This is a genomic window from Variovorax sp. GW823-FHT04F07, assembly GCF_058795995.1.
In genome coordinates, this window is record NZ_JBXAIG010000003.1 from 684,200 (window position 1) to 701,573 (window position 17,374).

11 protein-coding genes are annotated in these 17,374 nt (G+C 70.9%); 1 reads left to right on the top strand and 10 read right to left on the bottom strand.

Features of this window, described 5'->3' with window-relative positions; all coding sequences use genetic code 11:
• The first annotated feature begins 23 nt into the window (after nt 1–23).
• Nucleotides 24–2,762 (top strand): winged helix-turn-helix domain-containing protein, encoded by a 2,739-nt coding sequence (locus tag AC1RAA_RS18515; RefSeq protein ID WP_062478179.1) that lies wholly within the window; start codon nt 24–26, stop codon nt 2,760–2,762.
• A 58-nt stretch (nt 2,763–2,820) separates the two neighbouring features.
• Here AC1RAA_RS18515 and AC1RAA_RS18520 read toward each other — a convergent pair whose 3' ends face one another.
• From AC1RAA_RS18520 to AC1RAA_RS18565, 10 genes are all read right to left on the bottom strand, one after another.
• The gene (locus tag AC1RAA_RS18520) at nt 2,821–6,654 is read right to left on the bottom strand and encodes an autotransporter domain-containing protein (protein WP_492730775.1); all 3,834 of its coding nucleotides are present in this window, start codon (nt 6,652–6,654) and stop codon (nt 2,821–2,823) included.
• A 202-nt stretch (nt 6,655–6,856) separates the two neighbouring features.
• Nucleotides 6,857–7,750: an SDR family oxidoreductase gene (locus AC1RAA_RS18525; protein ID WP_095746851.1), complete on the bottom strand. Its 894-nt coding sequence runs from the start codon at nt 7,748–7,750 to the stop codon at nt 6,857–6,859.
• Nucleotides 7,751–7,792: 42 nt separating this feature from the next.
• The gene (locus AC1RAA_RS18530; protein ID WP_492730773.1) at nt 7,793–8,584 is read right to left on the bottom strand and encodes an enoyl-CoA hydratase/isomerase family protein; all 792 of its coding nucleotides are present in this window, start codon (nt 8,582–8,584) and stop codon (nt 7,793–7,795) included.
• A gap of 5 nt (nt 8,585–8,589) precedes the next feature.
• The gene (locus AC1RAA_RS18535; RefSeq protein WP_095947975.1) at nt 8,590–9,741 is read right to left on the bottom strand and encodes an acyl-CoA dehydrogenase family protein; all 1,152 of its coding nucleotides are present in this window, start codon (nt 9,739–9,741) and stop codon (nt 8,590–8,592) included.
• A 38-nt stretch (nt 9,742–9,779) separates the two neighbouring features.
• On the bottom strand, nt 9,780–11,339 hold the full coding sequence (locus tag AC1RAA_RS18540; RefSeq protein WP_492730771.1) for a long-chain-fatty-acid--CoA ligase: 1,560 nt from the start codon (nt 11,337–11,339) through the stop codon (nt 9,780–9,782).
• Nucleotides 11,340–11,365: 26 nt separating this feature from the next.
• Entirely contained in the window at nt 11,366–12,949 is a 1,584-nt protein-coding gene (locus AC1RAA_RS18545; RefSeq protein ID WP_492730770.1) for a long-chain-fatty-acid--CoA ligase, read from the bottom strand.
• 73 nt (nt 12,950–13,022) lie between these two features.
• Nucleotides 13,023–14,126: a CaiB/BaiF CoA transferase family protein gene (locus tag AC1RAA_RS18550; RefSeq protein ID WP_447747253.1), complete on the bottom strand. Its 1,104-nt coding sequence runs from the start codon at nt 14,124–14,126 to the stop codon at nt 13,023–13,025.
• A 106-nt stretch (nt 14,127–14,232) separates the two neighbouring features.
• Nucleotides 14,233–15,060, bottom strand: coding sequence for an enoyl-CoA hydratase/isomerase family protein (locus tag AC1RAA_RS18555; protein WP_492730769.1), 828 nt, complete (start codon nt 15,058–15,060; stop codon nt 14,233–14,235).
• Between the two features lie 20 nt (nt 15,061–15,080).
• Nucleotides 15,081–15,860: an enoyl-CoA hydratase-related protein gene (locus AC1RAA_RS18560; protein ID WP_492730768.1), complete on the bottom strand. Its 780-nt coding sequence runs from the start codon at nt 15,858–15,860 to the stop codon at nt 15,081–15,083.
• A complete protein-coding gene (locus AC1RAA_RS18565) occupies nt 15,857–17,371 on the bottom strand; it encodes an acetyl-CoA acetyltransferase (protein ID WP_492730766.1) in 1,515 nt (504 codons plus the stop codon). The genes AC1RAA_RS18560 and AC1RAA_RS18565 overlap by 4 nt, the downstream gene beginning before the upstream one ends.
• Nucleotides 17,372–17,374: the final 3 nt, after the last annotated feature.

Here is a 17,374-nt window from a genome sequence, read left to right on the forward strand (position 1 = left end):
CAGGCACTCACTCCCCCTTCGCGATGCCTGCTCCAGCCCCCGTTCCCCCTTCTTCGCTCCGGATTCTCGAGACCAAGCTGAACCCGCCGGCCTTCGTGGCCACGCAGGTGCCGCGCACCGCCATCAGCGAAGAAATCGCGGCCGCGACCGTCAAGCTCGTGCTGGTGCGTGCGCCCGCCGGCTTCGGCAAGACCACCGCCATGGCGCAGATCCGCGAGCGCATGGACGCGCAGGGCATCGCCACCGCCTGGCTCACGCTCGACCGCGCCGACAACGACGTGTCGCGCTTTCTCAACTGCCTGGCCGAGGCCGTGCAGCGCATCGGCGTGGACGAGCCCGCAAGCCACGCGCCCTTCGACGCCGTGGCCGCGCTGGCCGCGCACGACTCGCCCTTCACGCTCTTTCTCGACGACTTCGAGGTGGTGCAGGAGCCCGCCGTGCTGGGCCTCGTGCGCGAGCTGGTGGAGCACCTGCCGCGGCGCGGGCAGATCGTGATCGGCTCGCGCAGCCTGCCCGACCTCGGGCTGGGCCGGCTGCGCGCACGCGGCCAGCTCATCGAGATCGACACCGACCGGCTGCGCTTCTCGCTGGAAGAAACCAGCGCCTTCATCGGCCTGCGCCAGGCGCATGCGCCGCACGCCGCCGCGCAGCCGCCGCAGGCGCTGCCGGCCGACCTGCTCTCGCAGCTGCATCGCAAGACCGAAGGCTGGGTGGCGGCCATCTGGCTGGCGTCGATGGCGCTGGAGCGGCACGGCATCGAGACCGGCTTCATCGAACGCTTCTCGGGCTCCGACCGCGCCGTGGCCGACTACCTGGCCGAAGACGTGCTTGCGCACCAGCCGCCCGAGATCCACGACTTTCTGCTGCGCACCAGCATCCTGCGCCAGCTCGACGCCTCGGTGTGCCAGGCGCTCAACCCGCGCGGCGACAGCGCCGTCATCCTCGAGCAGCTGGCCGCCGCCAACCTGTTCCTCACACCCGTGAGCGGCGATGCCGGCGGCGAGGTGCGCGCGTGGCGCTACCACAGCCTCTTTGCCGACTTCCTGCGTGCGCAGCTGGCGCGCGAGCGGCCCGGCGAACTCGCGCGGCTGCACCTCGCGGCCTCGGGCTGGTACGAATCGCACGGCCGACCCGTGCCCGCCATCGACCACGCCATCGAGGGCGGCGACCATCCGCACGCGCTCACGCTGCTCGACAGCTACGCCGAGCAGTTCCTCGAGCAGGGCCGCATGCGCATGCTGGCGCGCTGGTTCTCGGCCATCCCTGAGCATCAGCTGCGCGAGCACCCGTTTTTGCAGCTCATCGCGCTGTGGGCCACCTGCTTCACGCACGGCCCGTGGGACGCCATGCGCCTGCTCGAACAGTCGGGCTGCCTCGACAGCCCCATCCCCGAGGTGCGCGCCAACGCCCACACGCTCATTCCGCTGCTGCTGGCGATGGAAGACCAGCACGACGCCGCCTATGAGGCCGGCCGCGAAAGCCTCGCGCGCCTGCCCACCGGCCTGGCCTTTGCCGAGGGCGTGCTGCTCAACGCCATGGCCCACATCCTCGCGGTGCGCGGCGACCAGCGCGAGGCGCAGCGCCTGCTCGAGGCCGCGCGGCGCGAGCAGGGCAACAGCACCTTCAACCGCATGTACACCGAGTCGCTGGCGGGCCTGTTCGACCTCACCGAAGGCCGGCTGCGCCAGGCCACCGCGCGGCTGCGCATGGCGGTCGATTCCACGCATGCCGTGTCGTACAACCACAGCCACGGCAACGCCTGGGCCGGCGTGCTGTACGCGGGCGCCGTGTACGAAACCAACCAGCTGGTGCAGGCCGAGCACCTGCTGAACGTGTACCTGCCACTGGCGCGCGACGTGGGCCTGCCCGACCACATGATCCTGAGCCACGTCATGCGCTCGCGCATCGCCTTCCACGCGGGCGACATCGACGCCGCGTTCCAGGCGCTCACCGAACTCGAATACCTCGGCCACCACCGCCAGCTGCCGCGCGTGGTCGCGGGCGCCAAGCTGGAGCGCGCGCACATGTTGCTGCTGCAGGGCAACGGCCCCGCCTCGCGCGACGAGCTGCAGCGCGCCGACGACCCCGAGCTGTGGGAACGCGAGCGCCGCCAGCGCCTGCCCGCGCACGACCTCGACTACCTCGCGCTGGCGCGGGCGCGCTGGGACATCGCCTTCGGCGACGCGCGCGCAGCCCTCACCGTGCTCGACGCCGAGCTGCACGCCGCCGTCGCCGCCAACCGCAACCGCCGCGCGCTCAAGCTGCGCGTGCTGCGCGCGCTGGCGCTGCAGCGCGCAGGCGACCTCGCCACCGCCATCGAAGAAATCGGCGCCGTGCTGCAGGCCGCGAGCCAGGAAGGCTTCGTGCGGCTGATCCTCGACGAAGGCCCGGCCGTGGGCACGCTGGTGCACCGCTATGCCGCCGCCATGCAGCAAGAAGCGGGTGCCGTCGCGCCCGTGCTGCGCAGCGACCCGATCCTGGCCGACTACCTGCAGCGGCTGCTGCAGGTGCTGGGCCCGCCGCCCTCGCCGATCGACGCCGAGGCGCCCTCGGGCGACGCCACCAAGGAGCCGCTCACGCGCAAGGAGATCCGCGTGCTGCAGCTCCTGGCCGAGGGCTACTCGAACAACGCCATGGGCGAGAAGCTGTTCGTGTCCGAGAGCACGGTGCGCACGCACCTGCGCAACATCCACATGAAGCTGGGTGCCAAGCGGCGCACGGAGGCGGTGGCGATTGCGCGCAAGCTGGGCGTGATCCGCTAGCAAAAAAAAGGGCCCGCCCGCCGACACATGGCAGACGGGCCCAAACCCTCGCCTTTCGTCAGAACGACACGTTCAGATTCGCCTTCACCGACTGGTCGCGCGCCTTACCGCCGAACTGGCCACCGTACGACACGCCGAAGGTCGCGCGCGGCGAGAACGCGAAGTCCATGCCGAGTTGCAGCACCGCCGCGTTCTTCGCCACCGCCACGCCCGCGATGTCCGAGAAGCCGGTGGCGCCCGGCAATGCGACGCTGGTGAACGGCGTCAGGTCGCCGTAGGCGCGGCGCCAGCCGACCATGCCCTTGAGCGTGGCGTCGACGCTGCCCAGACGCACCGCGGTCGATGCGCGCAGGCCCAGCGTCGACAGGCCGACGTTCGCGCTGCCGCTGCGCGCCTGCAGCGCCGCCCACGTGCCGCGCTCCGAGAACGCGTCGGTGTGCAGCGTGACATGCGCGAGGTTGGCGAAAGGCTCCAGTGCCACGTCGCCGGCGGCCAGGCTGTAGCCCACTTCGCCGAAGACCTGCGTGGTCGATGCATCGTGGTTGCTCTTGAGCGAATCCGCCAGGCCCGCCACGCGCGCCTGGCGTGTGGTGTCCACGTCGTGCCGCGCGTAAGCTGCGCCGGCGCGCAGGGCCCACGGGCCGAGCGTGGTGCCGCCGTACAGGCCCAGGTGGTAGCTGGTGGCATCGCCCGAGGACGAACGCGCGTCCACGTCGAACTTGCTGCGGCTGTAGCCGCCGGTCACGCCCAGGCGCCCGTTGTCGCCCACGCGGGTGTCACCGCCCATCAGCAGGCCGTCGACCGAGCGATCGAGCCGTGCGGCGTTGCCGTCGCCGCGCGCACGGCCGGTCGAGTGCAGGGCCTGGCTCCAGAAGACCGTCTCGCCCGTGGTTGGTGCGGCCATGTGCGACTGGCCGGCGCCGTCGTTGATCTTGACCGGCGCCGTGGACGCGCCCGCCGTGCCGGCCGAGGCGCGCAGGCGCTCCATCGCGGCCTCGCGCACGAAGCGGCTGTCCTCGATGAACGCGGTCTTCGCGGAGGTATGCGCTTCGCCCGACAAGCTGTCGAAGGCCGTGCGCGCGGCCGGCACGCTCTCCAGCTGCAGCGCGGCGGCCAGCGCCGGGCTCCACGCGGCCGCGCCATCGAGGTTCGCCCCCATCGCGCGCTGGTTGCCCGACTGCGCGACCGACGCGAACGACACGTTGTTGCGCATGGCTTCCGTGTAGACCTGCGTCGCGGTGTAGCCCAGCTTCGGCGAGAGGAAGAGGTAGTCCTTGGCCACGCTGAAATCGGCGAAGGTGCCGCTCACGCCGCCTTCGGCGTTGAGCAGCGTGTAGCGCGCACCCAGAACGTAGCCGCCGAGCACGCGGACCGTGCCACCGTCGAGCGTGGCCTGCCCGCTGACGTCGAGCCGGTCAGCCTGCGCATCGGTGCCGCTCAGTTCGGCCTCGAAGGTCGCGCCCGGCGCGAAGCGTGCGTTGCCGGCCACGTGCAGTGTGCCGATGGAGTTGCCCGGCGCCACGACACCGCCCGCCGCGATGGTGGTGCTGCCGACCGTGCCGGTGCCCTGCAAACGCCCGCCCGACCACACGGCCATCTCGCCGCCCAGCGTGCCGTTGACCGACAGCGTGCCCTGCGCCACCGCGGTCTTGCCGGTGAAGGCACCGGAATCGCCGGTGAGCTCGAAGCGGCCCGCGCCCACCTTGACGAGGCCGCCGTTGCCGCTGAAGCGGCCCGCGAACTGCGTCGAACGGTCGTTGCCGCCGGTGGTCAGCGTGCCGGTGCCGACGGCCACATCGCCCGCGCCGGCCAACGAACCGATGGTCGCGTCGAAGCCGTTGAGGTCGAGCTTCGCCTTGCCGGCCACCGTGAATGCGCTGGCGTTCGACAGGCCCGTGGCCGAGCCCGCGCGCAGCGTGCCGCCCTGGACCCAGGTCGCACCGCTGTAGCTGTTGGCGCCGCTCAAGGTGGTGACGCCTTCGCCGGTCGTGCCGCCCGTGGTGCGCAGGTCGCCCGCGCCGGTGATGTTGTAGGTGAAGTCGTAGGCGTCGCCGCGGTCGATGGCGAAGCTGGCGCCCGCGTCGATGGCCACGTGGCTGGTGATGGAACCGGTGGCACCGCCCTCGCCCAGGGCGAGTTCGCCGGCCTGGACGCGCGTGTCGCCCGAGTAGGTGTTGGTGCCCGTGAGCACCAGCCGCCCGGCGCCGGCCTTCACGAGGCTGCCGCGGTAATCTTCGTCGGTCTTGCCGCGCAGGTGGGTCAGGCGGTCCCATTCGACATTGATCGCTCTTGCCCGATCCTCGACCGTGGCCATGATGTCGTCTGTGGGAACCACCATGTAGGGAGGGAGTTGGGTCCACAGGGGGTCTGCGGGCCCGACCTGTTGGCGCAGGCTCTCGAACGTCTCGGCGGTGCCCTTCGCGAGCGGGTTGGCCTTCGCTGCGGCCAGGGCGTCGGCAAAGTCACCACCCGACAACATGGCCGTGCGCAGCGCCTGAAGCAGCGCGACGGCCTCATCACCCAGGGGCTTGAAGGCGTCCGGGGCAATCGGCCCCTTCACGAGCGCACCCAGGCGCACGATCTCGGCGGCTTCTTCCTGCTTGCGCTGGACCAGCCCCGTTTCCGAGATGTCGTTGCGCCACGTGTCGGAGGCACCGCCGGGCATGTCGATGACCGTGCGCTTGAGCAGCTGGCCCGGCCCCTTCATGGCGTTCTCGAGGTTGACAAGGCCCCAGCCGATCACCGCGTCGGGCGCCGTCTGGCGCGTGCCGTCGAGCCTGGTGGCCGTGGTGAGCAGCACCTGCAGCGCCTGCTCGTTGTTCATGTACGGAAAGCGTTCCATGATGATGCCCAGGGCCCCTGTGGCATGCGGCGCCGCCATTGAGGTGCCGGTGTAGGTCCCATAAGCCCCGTCGAGCACCGTGCTCGTGATCTTGGTCCCCGGGGTGGCCACGCACCAGTATTTGGCGATGCCGCACTTGTTGAGGGAGCTGTTCTGCTGGTAGCCCGTCTTCGCCTGACTGACCCCCGTCACTGTCAGCCAATGCCCCTCCACATCGGGCCGGAAATAGGGCAGCGCCCCGCGCGCCGCCGGATTGGCCTGCCCCTGGTTGTCGGCGGCGAACACCTGGATGACCCCTTCCTTGCCATCGGCCTGGGGCTTCGTGGCGTCGATCGCGGCATCGACCCAGGACGGTCCGCGCAGGTACTGCAGGTAGTCGGCGGTGACCGCATTCTGTGTGCTGAAATTCCGATTGCTCGGATTGCCCCAGCTGTTGTTGATGACCCGCACGCCCGCGTCGCGCATGCCCTGGTAGAGGTTGCGGAAGTTCTCGGTGGTGGCGTGGCGGTAGCTGTCCGGACTCAACCCGGCACTCGACTTCAGCGCGTCGGGCGCATTGGTGTTGCCCACGACCACGCTGGCATTGAACGCCACGCCGTGCATGTTGTTCTGGACGTCCTGCCCGTCCCGGCTGGCGCCCACGGTGCCGGCCACGTGGGTGCCGTGAAAACCGGTACCCGACGCTGGACCATTGAGCCTGGAACCATCCGCCGCGAACTCGCTGTACGCCCCGTTGGACGTCGCCGTCACCAGCGCCGTGAAGCGACCCAGCGGCAGCTCGCGCGTATGGCGCACATCGAACCCCGAGTCGACAACCCCCAGCTTCACGCCCTTGCCGGTGAAGCCTGCCGCGTAGGCGTACTCGGTCTTCATCGCCCCGAGCCCCCAGTCGGCCAGGAACTCCTTCGTGCGCCAGCTGGCCGGGTCGCCGATCATGCCGGGGTCTCCCGGATAGGCCTGTGCACCGGCCGCGGAGGCCAGCATCGAACCCAGCACACACACGGCGGCGCGGGCCACGGCCCTGCGCTTGAACTTCGGTGATCTCGTCATGACGGAACGAACCCTCTCTGTCTTGGTATGGAATGAAAAGACCGTCGCCCTGCCGGTGAAGCCACGTCGTGAAGACGTCGCGCACGGGCCGGTTAACGGTCGTTAAATTCTGGAAAGAGGGGTCGTTCTTTGTGATCTCGTCGGGGCTTGTTCCGATACTTTGAAATCCTGACGCTGGAGTTTTTCCCTAGGTTGCGGCGCTTCAGGCCGCCAGCCGCTGCCGCTTGTCCTGCGCGTCGCGCCCCGCGATGTGCTCGCGCGCGCGTTTCCAGTCTTCGTCCTGCCACTGCGACATGCGCGAGAAATTCCCGCCCGTGGCCTGGAACTGCGCGCCGTCGATGGCGATGGTCTGACCGTTGACGTACTCCGAGCCCGGGCCGAGCAGGTAGGCCGCGAGGTTGGCCAGCTCGGGCATGCGGCCGTTGCGCTCCATCGGGTTGCGCTCGGCCTTGTGTTCGCCGCCGCCGGGGTTCAGCCGCGCGCTCATGCCCTCGGTGGGGAACAGGCCCGGCGCGATGGCGTTGAAGCGGATGCCGCGTCCGGCCCACTCGACCGCGAGCGACTGCGTCATGGCGTGCAGCCCGGCTTTCGACATGGCCGAAGGCACGGTGAAGGGCGAGCCGTTCCACACCCAGGTCGTGAGGATCGACAGCACCGACGCGGCCTTGCCTTCGGCCAGCCAGCGCTTGCCGCATTCGAGCGTCATGCAGAAGCTGCCGCGAAAGACGATGCTCGAGATGGCGTCGAAGGCGCGCGGCGACAGGTCTTCGGTGCGGCTCACGAAGTTGCCCGCGGCGTTGTTGACCAGGCCGTCCAGCGCGCCGCCGTCGGCCCAGATTTCATCGAGCATCTCGGTGATCTGCGTGTCGTGGCGGATGTCGCAGGTCTTGGGCGTCACGCGCCCGCCGTGCAGGTGCATCAGCTCGGCCGCGGTTTCTTCGAGCACGGGCGCGCGGCGCCCGCAGATGTAGACGTGGGCGCCGAGCAGCAGCAGCGCCTCGCTCATCACGCGGCCCAGGCCGCTGCCGCCGCCGGTCACGAGGTAGCGGCGGCCGGCCAGCAGGCCGGGCTTGAACATCAGGTCGTCGAGGGTCATGGGAATCCTTGTGTGCGGTCCGTTGAAGTTCGGGAATGAAGCTCAGCGCCCCGTGTAGACGGGCGCGCGCTTCTCGAGGAAGGCGGTCATGCCTTCGCGGAAATCGCGGGTCTGGGTGCACAGCACCTGGTTGCGGTCTTCCATGGCAATCACCGCTTCCATGCTGCCGGCGTCCACGGCGAAGCCCAACGCCTCCTTGGTGAGGCGCAACGCCACGGGCGTCGCGTTCAGCATGTCGTCGGCCAGCGCCTGCGCCTCGGCCTGCAGCGCGGGCAGTGCATCGACGCGGCTCACGAGGCCCAGTGCGTAGGCGCGCTGCGCGTCCATGAAGCGGCCGGTGAGCATGTACTCGGCCGCGACCGAGCTGCCGACCATGCGCGGCAAAAAGTAGCTCACGCCCACGTCGCAGGCCGACAGGCCGATGCGGATGAAGGCGGCGTTCATGCGCGCGTCGGGCGTGGCCAGGCGCACGTCGGAGGCCAGCGCGAGCGCAAAGCCGCCGCCGCTGGCCGCGCCCTGCACCACGCACACGATGGGCTGCGGGCAGCGCCGCATGGCCAGCATGATGTCGCGGATGCCCTTCTGCTGTTCGAGCATGTCGGCCACGCCGAGGTCTTCGCCGCCCACCTGCTCCTTCAGGTCGAGCCCGGCGCAGAAGGCGCGGCCCGCGCCCTGCAGCACGACCACACGCTCGGGGCTGCGTGCGTTCAGGCCTTCGAAGTACTCGCGCAGCGCGCGCACCAGCACCGGGTCGAGCGCGTTCAGGCGTTCGGGGCGGTTCAGCGTGAGCCAGGCGACCTCGCCGCGTCGCTCGATCTGCAGCACGTCGTTCATCGCCGTCACAGCGCGCGCGAGATCACTTCTTTCATGATCTCGTTGGTGCCGCCGTAGATGCGCTGCACGCGCCCGTCGGCGTACATGCGCGCGACCATGTATTCGGTCATGAAGCCGTAGCCGCCGAAGAGCTGCAGGCATTCGTCGACCACGCGGCCCTGCGTCTCGGAGGCCCAGAGCTTGGCCATCGAGGCGGTGGCGGTGTCGAGCCGGCCGGCCACGAGGTCTTCCACGCAGCGGTCGATGAAGGCGCGGCCGACCTTGATCTGCGTGGCGATCTCGGCCAGCTTGAACTTGGTGTTCTGGAACTCGGCGATCGGCTTGCCGAAGGCCTTGCGGTCGCGCACGTAGTCGAGCGTGGCCTGGTAGGCGCCTTCCATGGTGGCGAGCGCGTTCACGCCGATGATGGTGCGCTCGTACGGCAGGTCGCTCATGAGCTGGAAGAAGCCCTGCCCTTCCTGGCCGCCGAGCAGCGCGTCGGCCGGCACGTGCACGTCGTCGAAGAAGAGCTCGGAGGTGTCCTGAGCCTTCATGCCGATCTTGTCGAGCACGCGGCCCACGCGGTAGCCCTCGCAGCCCTCGGTCTCGACGATGAGGATGGAGGTGCCCTTGGCGCCCTGCGTCGGGTCGGTCTTGGCCACGACCAGCACCACGCCCGCGAGAAAACCGTTGGTGATGAAGGTCTTGGAGCCGCGGATGCGGTAGCTGCCGTCGGGCTGCTTCTCGGCGCGCGTGCGCACGCCCTGCAGGTCGGAGCCGGCGCCGGGCTCGGTCATGGCGATGGCGCCGACCAGCTCGCCACGCGCCATGCGCGGCAAATAGCGTTGCTTCTGTTCCTCGGTGCCGTGGTTCAAAAAGTAGTGCGCCACGATGGTGTGCACCGAACTGGCCATGCCGCTCAGCGCGCGGCGCGCCTTCTCTTCGTAGAACACGGCCTCGTGGCGGAAGTCGCCGCCCGCGCCGCCGTAGGCCTCGGGAATGTCGGAGCACAGCAGGCCGAGCGCGCCGGCCTTGCGCCACACCTCGTGGCCGACGTGGCCGCGCTTGCGCGCCTCTTCGTCGTGGGGCACGACTTCGGTCTCGACGAAACGCACCACGTTGTCGCGGTACAGCTCCAGTTCTTCGTCGCTCCACGAGCGGCGGAAATCGATGGGCATGGGGTGTCCTTCAGTGTCTTGGAATGTGGGGAATGGGGTCAGCCGACGCGACGTTCCTTGCCCGCCCAGAAGGGTTCGCGCAATTGGAATTTCTGCAGCTTGCCGGCCACCGACAGCGGCAGCGCATCGCGGAACTCCACGCTGCGCGGGCACTTGTAGTTGGCGATCTGGTCGCGGCAATGCGCGATGACGTCGTCGGCCGTGAGCGGCATGCCTTCGCGCAGCACGATCACGGCATGCACGCGCTCGCCCCACTTGTCGTCGGGCACGCCGATGACGGCGGACATCAGCACCTGCGGCATCTGGGCGATGGCGTTCTCGACCTCGGCCGAGTACACGTTCTCGCCGCCGCTCACGATCATGTCCTTCATGCGGTCGACCACGAACAGCAGGCCGTGTTCGTCCATGTAGCCGCCGTCGCCGGTGTGCATCCAGCCGCCGCGCAGCGCCGCCTCGGTCTCGGCGGGCTTGTTCCAGTAACCCTTCATGACCATCGGGCCGCGCGCGACGATCTCGCCGACCTGGCCGGGGGGCAGCTCGTTGTCCTCGCCGTCGACGATGCGGATCTCGGCCACGGGCACCGGCGTGCCGGCCGCGCGCAGCAGGCGGTTGCGGTCGGGGCCGGGCAGGTGGAAGTGCGGCATCAGCACGGCCACGGTGGGCGACAGCTCGGTCATGCCGTAGGCCTGCGAGAAGCTCGTGACCGGCAGCGCGGCCATGGCCTGCTCGAGCAGCGCCACGTCGATGGGCGCGGCGCCGTACAGCAGCATCTGCAGGCTCGACAGGTCGAACTCGGCAAAGCGCGGATGCTCGATCACGCGCTTGATCATGGTGGGCACGAGGAACATCTCGGTGGCGCGCGCGGCCTGGATGGCCTGCAGGATCGCCACCTCGTCGAACATCGGCACCACGTGCTGCGGCACCAGCCGCAGGATGCTCTGCAGCGAGAGCCCGCAACCGGCCACGTGGAACATGGGCACGGCGATGACCACGGCGGCGTTGCGCGTCTCGCGCGGCACCGCGGCCACCGAGCTCAGCGCGTTGATGTAGAGGCTGCCGTGCGTGAGCATCACGCCCTTGGGCCGGCCGGTGGTGCCGCCGGTGTACATGATGGCGGCCAGCTCGTCGGCGCTGTGCGGCGCGTCGTCGATGGGCTGCGCGTCGGCCAGCAGCGCCTCGTAGCCGACCATGCCCTCGGGCACGGGGCCGTCGCCGCAGTACACCACGGTGCGCAGCGACGTCGAAAGCTTGCGCAGCTCGCCGGCCATGGGCGCGAACAGGTCGTCGACCAGCAGGATGCGCGTGTCGCAGTCGTCCAGCGAGTAGGCGACCTCCTTCGGGTTCCAGCGGATGTTCACCGGGTTGATGACGCCGCCGCCCCACCAGGTGCCGAAGAAGAACTCGACGAAGCGGTGCGAGTTCAGGCTCATCATGCCGACGCGGTCGCCGCGCGCCATGCCGAGCTGCTGCAGCACGGCGCCCAGGCGCGCCACGCGGTCGGTGAGGGTCGCGAAGTCGAGGCGATGGGCGCCGCAGACCACGGCGGTTTCGCGGGCCTTCTCGCGGCGGCCCTTGTGCAGGGGCTGGGTGAGGAACATGGGTGTCGTCTCCTTGGTGATTGTCTTCAGGCAACCTTGCGCGCGCGTCCGGCCCAGTGCGGCTCGCGCAGGCGGTACTTCATGACCTTGCCGGCGCCCGAGATCGGCAGCGCGTCGACGAACGCCACGCTGCGCGGGCACTTGTAGCCAGCGATCAGTGCGCGGCAGTGGGCGATGAGCGCCTCGGCATCGGCCTCGACATCGGTGTTGGGCTTGCGCACCACCACCGCATGCACGGCCTCGCCCCAGCGCTCGTCGGGCACGCCGATGACGGCGGCGGCGGCCACGGCGGGGTGGCGCGCGAGGGCGCCCTCGACCTCGGCGCAGTAGATGTTCTCGCCGCCGCTCACGATCATGTCCTTGTAGCGGTCGACGATGAAGACGAAGCCGTCGTCGTCCATGCGGGCAGCGTCGCCGGTATGCATCCAGCCGTCGCGCAATGCGGCCGCGGTTTGTTCGGGCAGGTTCCAGTAGCCCTGCATCACGCACGGGCTGCGCACCGTGAGTTCGCCGACGGTGCCACGCGGCACCTCGTGGCCGTCGCCGTCGCACACGCGCAGGTCGATGCCCGAGAGCGCCTGCCCGGCCGAGGCCAGCTTGCCGAGCTTGCGGCCTTCGGGCGAGTGGTAGTGGCGCGTGAGGTAGCTCACGCCGGCCGACAGCTCGGTCATGCCGTAGCCCTGCGCGAACTCGGCCTGCGGGAAGGTGGCGAAGGCGCGCTCCAGCAGCGCCTCGGTGATGGGCGAGGCGCCGTAGCCCACGAAGCGCACGCTCGACAGGTCGGCCTGCGCGGTGCGCGGGTCGTCCACCAGCATCTGCAGCATGGCGGGCACGGCCATGAGGTTGGTGGCGCGGTCGCGCTCGATGGCGGCGAGCATGCCGTCCACCGAGAAGCCCGGCAGGATGATCTGCGCGCAGCCCATGAGCACGCCGCGCAGCAAGAACGACAGCCCCGCCAGGTGAAAGAGCGGCGCCACCTGCAGCAGCCGCGCGCTGTCGTCGAAGAAGGCGCCGAGCATCGACACCTGCGCGTTGATCACCAGCGCCGCGTGGCTGAGCATCACGCCCTTGGGCCGGCCGGTGGTGCCGCCGGTGTAGAACACGCCGGCCAGGTCGTCGCCGCCGCGCAGCGCGTCGGGCACGGGCTCGCTCTCGCGGACCAGCGCTTCGCCATCGGTCATGCCCGTGGGCGCCTGGCGCTCGCCCATGTAGACCCAGGTGGTGACGGCGCGCGCGGCGGCGCGCAGTTCGTCCGCCGTCGCCAGGAACTGGTCGTCCACGAACAGGATGTGCGTCGCGCAGTCGTCGAGCGAGTGCGCCATCTCGGCCACGCTCCAGCGCGTGTTGACCGGGTTGACCACGCCGCCGGCCCACCACACGGCCAGGTAGTACTCCAGCGTGCGGTCGGCGTTGAGCGCGAGCACGCCCACGCGGTCGCCGGGCTGCACGCCCAGTCGGCGCAACCCGCCCGCCAGGCGCGCGACACGCTCGCCGAGTTCGCCGTACGTGCGCGTGCGGCCCTGGAACACGGTGGCGACGGCGCGCGGGCTGCACTGCATGGCGCGGTGCAGGGCCTGCGTGAGGTACAGCGGCGGTGGCGTGGTGGGCATGGACAAGGCTCCTGTCGGTGCGGTGCGGAAATGCCATGCATGCGCGAACGCGCATGCCCGGAAAACAAGGACGTCAGCGTGCTTCGGCCACGGGCGCTGCCGCGCCCCAGCGCTTCAGCAGCGCGGGCCCGTCGTCGGGCGACACGGCCGGTGGCACGACCGGCGCGGTGCGGCTGAAGCGCGGCGCGGGCGCGGGCTGCACCACGCCGCCCACGGTGGCGAAGGTGCCGCGCGCCACGTTGTGCGGGTGCTGCGGGGCCTCGTCCCAGTCGAGCACGGGCGCGAAGCAGGCGTCGCTGCCTTCGAGCAGCACGCACCACTCGTCGCGCGTGCGGGTGCGGAACACGTCGGCCAGGCGCAGCTTGAGCAGCGGCCAGCGGTCGGCGTCCATCTGGGCATCGAAGGCGGGGTCGTCGACCAGGCCGCAGCGCTCGCGCAGCAGGGCGTAGAACTGCGGCTCGATGGAACCGATGGCCACGTACTTGCCGTCGGCGCAGGCGTAGGTGTCGTAGAAGTGGGCGCCGCCGTCGAGCAGGTTCTCGCCGCGCTGGTTGCTCCACTGGCCGGCCGACTTGAAGCCGTACATCATGGCCGACAGCAGGGCGGCGCCGTCGGTCATGGCGGCGTCGACCACCTGGCCCTGGCCCGAGGCCTTGACCTCGTGCAGCGCGGCCAGCAGGCCGAAGGCCAGCAGCATGGCGCCGCCGCCGAAGTCGCCCACGTAGTTCAGCGGCGGCACGGGCGCCTCGCCCGAGCGGCCGATGGCGTGCAGCGCGCCGCTGATGGCGATGTAGTTGATGTCGTGGCCGGCCGCGTGCGCCAGCGGGCCGTGCTGGCCCCAGCCCGTCATGCGGCCGTAGACCAGGCGCGGGTTGCGCGCAAGGCATTCGGCCGGGCCCAGGCCCAGGCGTTCCATCACGCCGGGGCGAAAGCCCTCGATGAGGATGTCGGCGCGCGCGATGGCGTCGAGCACCGGCGCGGCGGCGTCGGGGGCGCGCAGGTCGACCTCCCAGGTGCTGCGCCCGCGCGCCAGGATGTCGTGGGGGTCGCGCCGCGTGCCGGGGCGCGTGATGCGCAGCACCTCCGCGCCCATGTCGGCGAACAGCATCGCGCAAAAGGGGCCGGGGCCGATGCCGGCCATCTCGACGACCCGAAGTCCTTTCAGGGGTCCTGCCATGTGTGTCTCCTCTGGCGCGCACCCGGCGGCCTGTTGTGTGAAGGCATCTTGGCGCGCGGGCGCCGGCGTCGCATCGTCGGAAGCGACGAAAGCGCGGAAAGACGGTTCAGCGCCCCGTGAAGACGGGCGCGCGCTTGGCCGCGAAGGCGGCGGCGGCCTCGCGGAAATCCTCGGTTTTCAGCGCCAGCACTTGGGCGCGGTTCTCGACCTCGAGCGCGGCGTCGAGGCTCGGCGCTTCGAGGTTGGTCCACATGAGCTGCTTGGTGTGGCGCGTGGCGTAGGGGCTGTTGCGCAGCACGTCGGCGGCCAGGGCGAGCGCGCGCGGCAGCAGGGCCTCGTCGTCCACCAGCGCGGCGACCAGGCCGATGCGCTCGGCCTCGTCGGCCGGCACGGGGCGGCCCGTGAGCATGAGTTCGAAGGCGCGCGAGGCGCCCACCAGCCGCGGCAGGTGGTAGCTGATGCCGCACTCGCCGGCCGTGAGGCCGATGCGCACCGCGCCCACATGGAACGACGCGGAGCGCGCGGCCACGCGGATGTCGGCGCCCAGCGTGAGCGCAAAGCCCGCGCCCACGGCCACGCCGTTGACGGCGGCGATCACCACCTTGTCGAGCGCGCGCAGCCGCCGCACCATGCCGGCGAACAGCTCCTGCCCCGCCATCAGGTCGGCCACCGAGGGCTCGTCGTCGAGCGGCTGGTCGTCGCGTCGCGTGAGCGGCGTCGTGAGGTCCCAGCCGGCGCAGAAGCCACGCCCGGCGCCGGTGAGCACCAGCACGCGCACGCTGGCGTCTTGTGCCAATGCGTCGAGCGCTGCACACAGGCGCCGCACGGTGGGCTGGCTCAGTGCGTTGAGGCGCGCCGGGCGGTTCAGCGTGAGCAGTGCGATGCCGGCGCGGCTGCGGTCGATGAGGATGTCGTCTGCTTCGCTGTCGGGCATGGCTGTCTCTTTCTCGGCGTTCAGCGCCCGGTCCAGCGCGGCGCGCGCTTTTCGATGAAGGCACGCGGGCCTTCCTTGAAGTCTTCGCTCGCGGCCACGCGCTCGAAGGCGTCGCGCGTGAGGGCGCGCAGCGCGGCTTCGTCGAGCCCGCTGTTCGCCTCGCGCGCCACGCGCAGGCTCTGGCGCACCGCCACCGGACCGTTGCGTGCGATCTCGGCGGCCAGCGCCAGCGCCGCCTCGCGCAGCCCCTCGACGTCAGCCACGAGGCGGTTGACCAGGCCGAAGCCGTGCGCGCGCTCGGCATCGAGCTGCCCCGCCGTGAGGATCAGTTCGAGCGCGATGTTCGGCGGAATGGCGCGCGGCAGCCGGTACAGCCCGCCCGCCGCGGCGATCAGCCCGCGCAGCACCTCGGGCAGCCCGAAGGCGGCCTGCCGCACGGCCACGACGAGGTCGCAGGCCAGCACGAGCTCGGTGCCGCCGGCCAGCGCCTTGCCGTTGACGGCGGCGATCCACGGCTTGCTGCGCTCGCGGTACACGAAGCCCGCGAAGCCGCCGCGCTCGGTGCGCAGCGCGCTGCCGCGCCCGGCTGACACTTCCTTCAGGTCGGCGCCCGCGCAGAAGGCCTCGCGGCCGGCGCCGGTGAGCACCACGGCGCGGATGTCGTCGTCGGCCTCGGTGGCATCGACGGCGGCTTCGAGCCCCGTCGCCACGTCGCCGTTGACGGCGTTGCGTGCCTCGGGGCGGTCGATGGTGACGAGGGCGACATGGCCCGGCAGACGCTCGACGGTGACTGCGCTCATGACACGCTCCAGTTCAGAAGATCGTCCGCACCGGCCGTCACCGTGCCGCCGCAGCCGACAGGGCTGCGGTCCAGGTCGGTCAGCACCTTCAGCGAAGCCGCATCCGTGGCCTCGACGCGCGCCATGAGCCGTTCGCCGGCCGGCGTGCGCGCGATCACGATGCCCTGCGAGGGCTGGCCGTCGCGCCCGTAGACCACGGTGAAGGTCTCCAGCGTGGCGGCGCCCGCGTACTGCAGCACCAGCGGCGGCACCGGGCCGCGCCGCGCATCGGCGGCAGCCTGCACGTCGTAGTCGGGCTTCGGAAGCCCTTGCGGCGGCGGGCTGGAGCCCAGCACCAGCGCGTGGTGCTTGGTGACGTACTCGCCCTGCCCGTAGAGCAGCGCGGCCTTGCCCTTCGGCGCGGCGCGCAGCGCGCGCACCAGGCCGGCGGCGGCGTGGGTCATGTAGTCGTTGAGCGGCGCGCCGAAGAAGCTCAGGCCGCCGGTGGAGGTCATGCGCGCCTCGGGTGCGAGGCCCAGCGTGCGGCGCGCCATCTTGGGCACGATGGGGAAGCAGCTGTACAGCTCCAGCATCTCGAAGGCCGAGGCGTCGCCGCCGACTTGCGCGAGCACGGTTTCCATCACCAGGTCCTGCGCGTGCGAGCGGTGGTACTGGTCGCGCTGCAGGTAGTCGCGCGGCTCGCGTGCGGCGGCGCCGTCCCACACGTAGACCCAGCGGTCTTCGGGAATGCCGAGTTCGCGCGCATGGCCCACGCTGGTGAGCAGCACGGCCGCGCCCATGTTGACCAGCGGATTGGCCACCATGTGCTTGGTGTAGGGCCAGGCGATGAGGCGGTTGGCCGCGTCGACGCGCGCGATGTCCTCGGGCGTGAAGGGCTTGCGCAGCCAGGCGTAGGGGTTGGCGGCGGCCACCTCGGAGTAGCGCGCCCACAGGCGCGACGACTCGTCCTGCGCCTGGCGCGGCGTCTGGCCCCAGTGGGCGAGCGCGGCGTTCTCGTAGAACGGGTAGATGGTGGTCGGCATGGCCGCGCCGAGCTGGATCGCCACGGGGTGGCAGATGTCGGTGCCGCGCACCAGCTTCACGCTGTCGTCGCGCGGGGTCCAGTCGAGCGCGATGCCGAGCTTGGCGGCGGCGTCCACCGTGTAGCGCGCCTCGGCGCCGGTGATGGCGGCCACTTTGCTCTCGCCGCGCGCGATGCGCAGCGCGGCTTCGTGGATGTAGCGCACCGGCGCTTCGCCCCCGGTGACGCCGTAGACGCTGCGCGCCGGGCTGCAGCCCAGCCGCGCGTTGAGCAGCGCGGGCGCGTCGGTGTAGGGCCACGAGTACTCGCAGACGACGTCGAGCGAATCGAGGCCGGCCAGCAGCGCGGCGGCGCCGCTGTCCTGTGCGGCCGCGCGCATGGCGCGCGCCATCAGCTCGATGGGTTCGAGGCCCTCGGCGGCCTCCTTGGTGCGGTGTGTGATCTCGCCGACGCCGACGATGACCGGCGTGCGGTCGTCCAGTGCTGTCATGGG

Coding starts and splice junctions, on each gene's coding strand:
- AC1RAA_RS18555 (WP_492730769.1), bottom strand. CDS start 15,060: ATGCCCGACAGCGAAGCAGACGACATCCTCATCGACCGCAGCCGCGCC.
- AC1RAA_RS18525 (WP_095746851.1), bottom strand. CDS start 7,750: ATGACCCTCGACGACCTGATGTTCAAGCCCGGCCTGCTGGCCGGCCGC.
- AC1RAA_RS18550 (WP_447747253.1), bottom strand. CDS start 14,126: ATGGCAGGACCCCTGAAAGGACTTCGGGTCGTCGAGATGGCCGGCATC.
- AC1RAA_RS18545 (WP_492730770.1), bottom strand. CDS start 12,949: ATGCCCACCACGCCACCGCCGCTGTACCTCACGCAGGCCCTGCACCGC.
- AC1RAA_RS18560 (WP_492730768.1), bottom strand. CDS start 15,860: ATGAGCGCAGTCACCGTCGAGCGTCTGCCGGGCCATGTCGCCCTCGTC.
- AC1RAA_RS18520 (WP_492730775.1), bottom strand. CDS start 6,654: ATGACGAGATCACCGAAGTTCAAGCGCAGGGCCGTGGCCCGCGCCGCC.
- AC1RAA_RS18565 (WP_492730766.1), bottom strand. CDS start 17,371: ATGACAGCACTGGACGACCGCACGCCGGTCATCGTCGGCGTCGGCGAG.
- AC1RAA_RS18515 (WP_062478179.1), top strand. CDS start 24: ATGCCTGCTCCAGCCCCCGTTCCCCCTTCTTCGCTCCGGATTCTCGAG.
- AC1RAA_RS18535 (WP_095947975.1), bottom strand. CDS start 9,741: ATGCCCATCGATTTCCGCCGCTCGTGGAGCGACGAAGAACTGGAGCTG.
- AC1RAA_RS18530 (WP_492730773.1), bottom strand. CDS start 8,584: ATGAACGACGTGCTGCAGATCGAGCGACGCGGCGAGGTCGCCTGGCTC.
- AC1RAA_RS18540 (WP_492730771.1), bottom strand. CDS start 11,339: ATGTTCCTCACCCAGCCCCTGCACAAGGGCCGCCGCGAGAAGGCCCGC.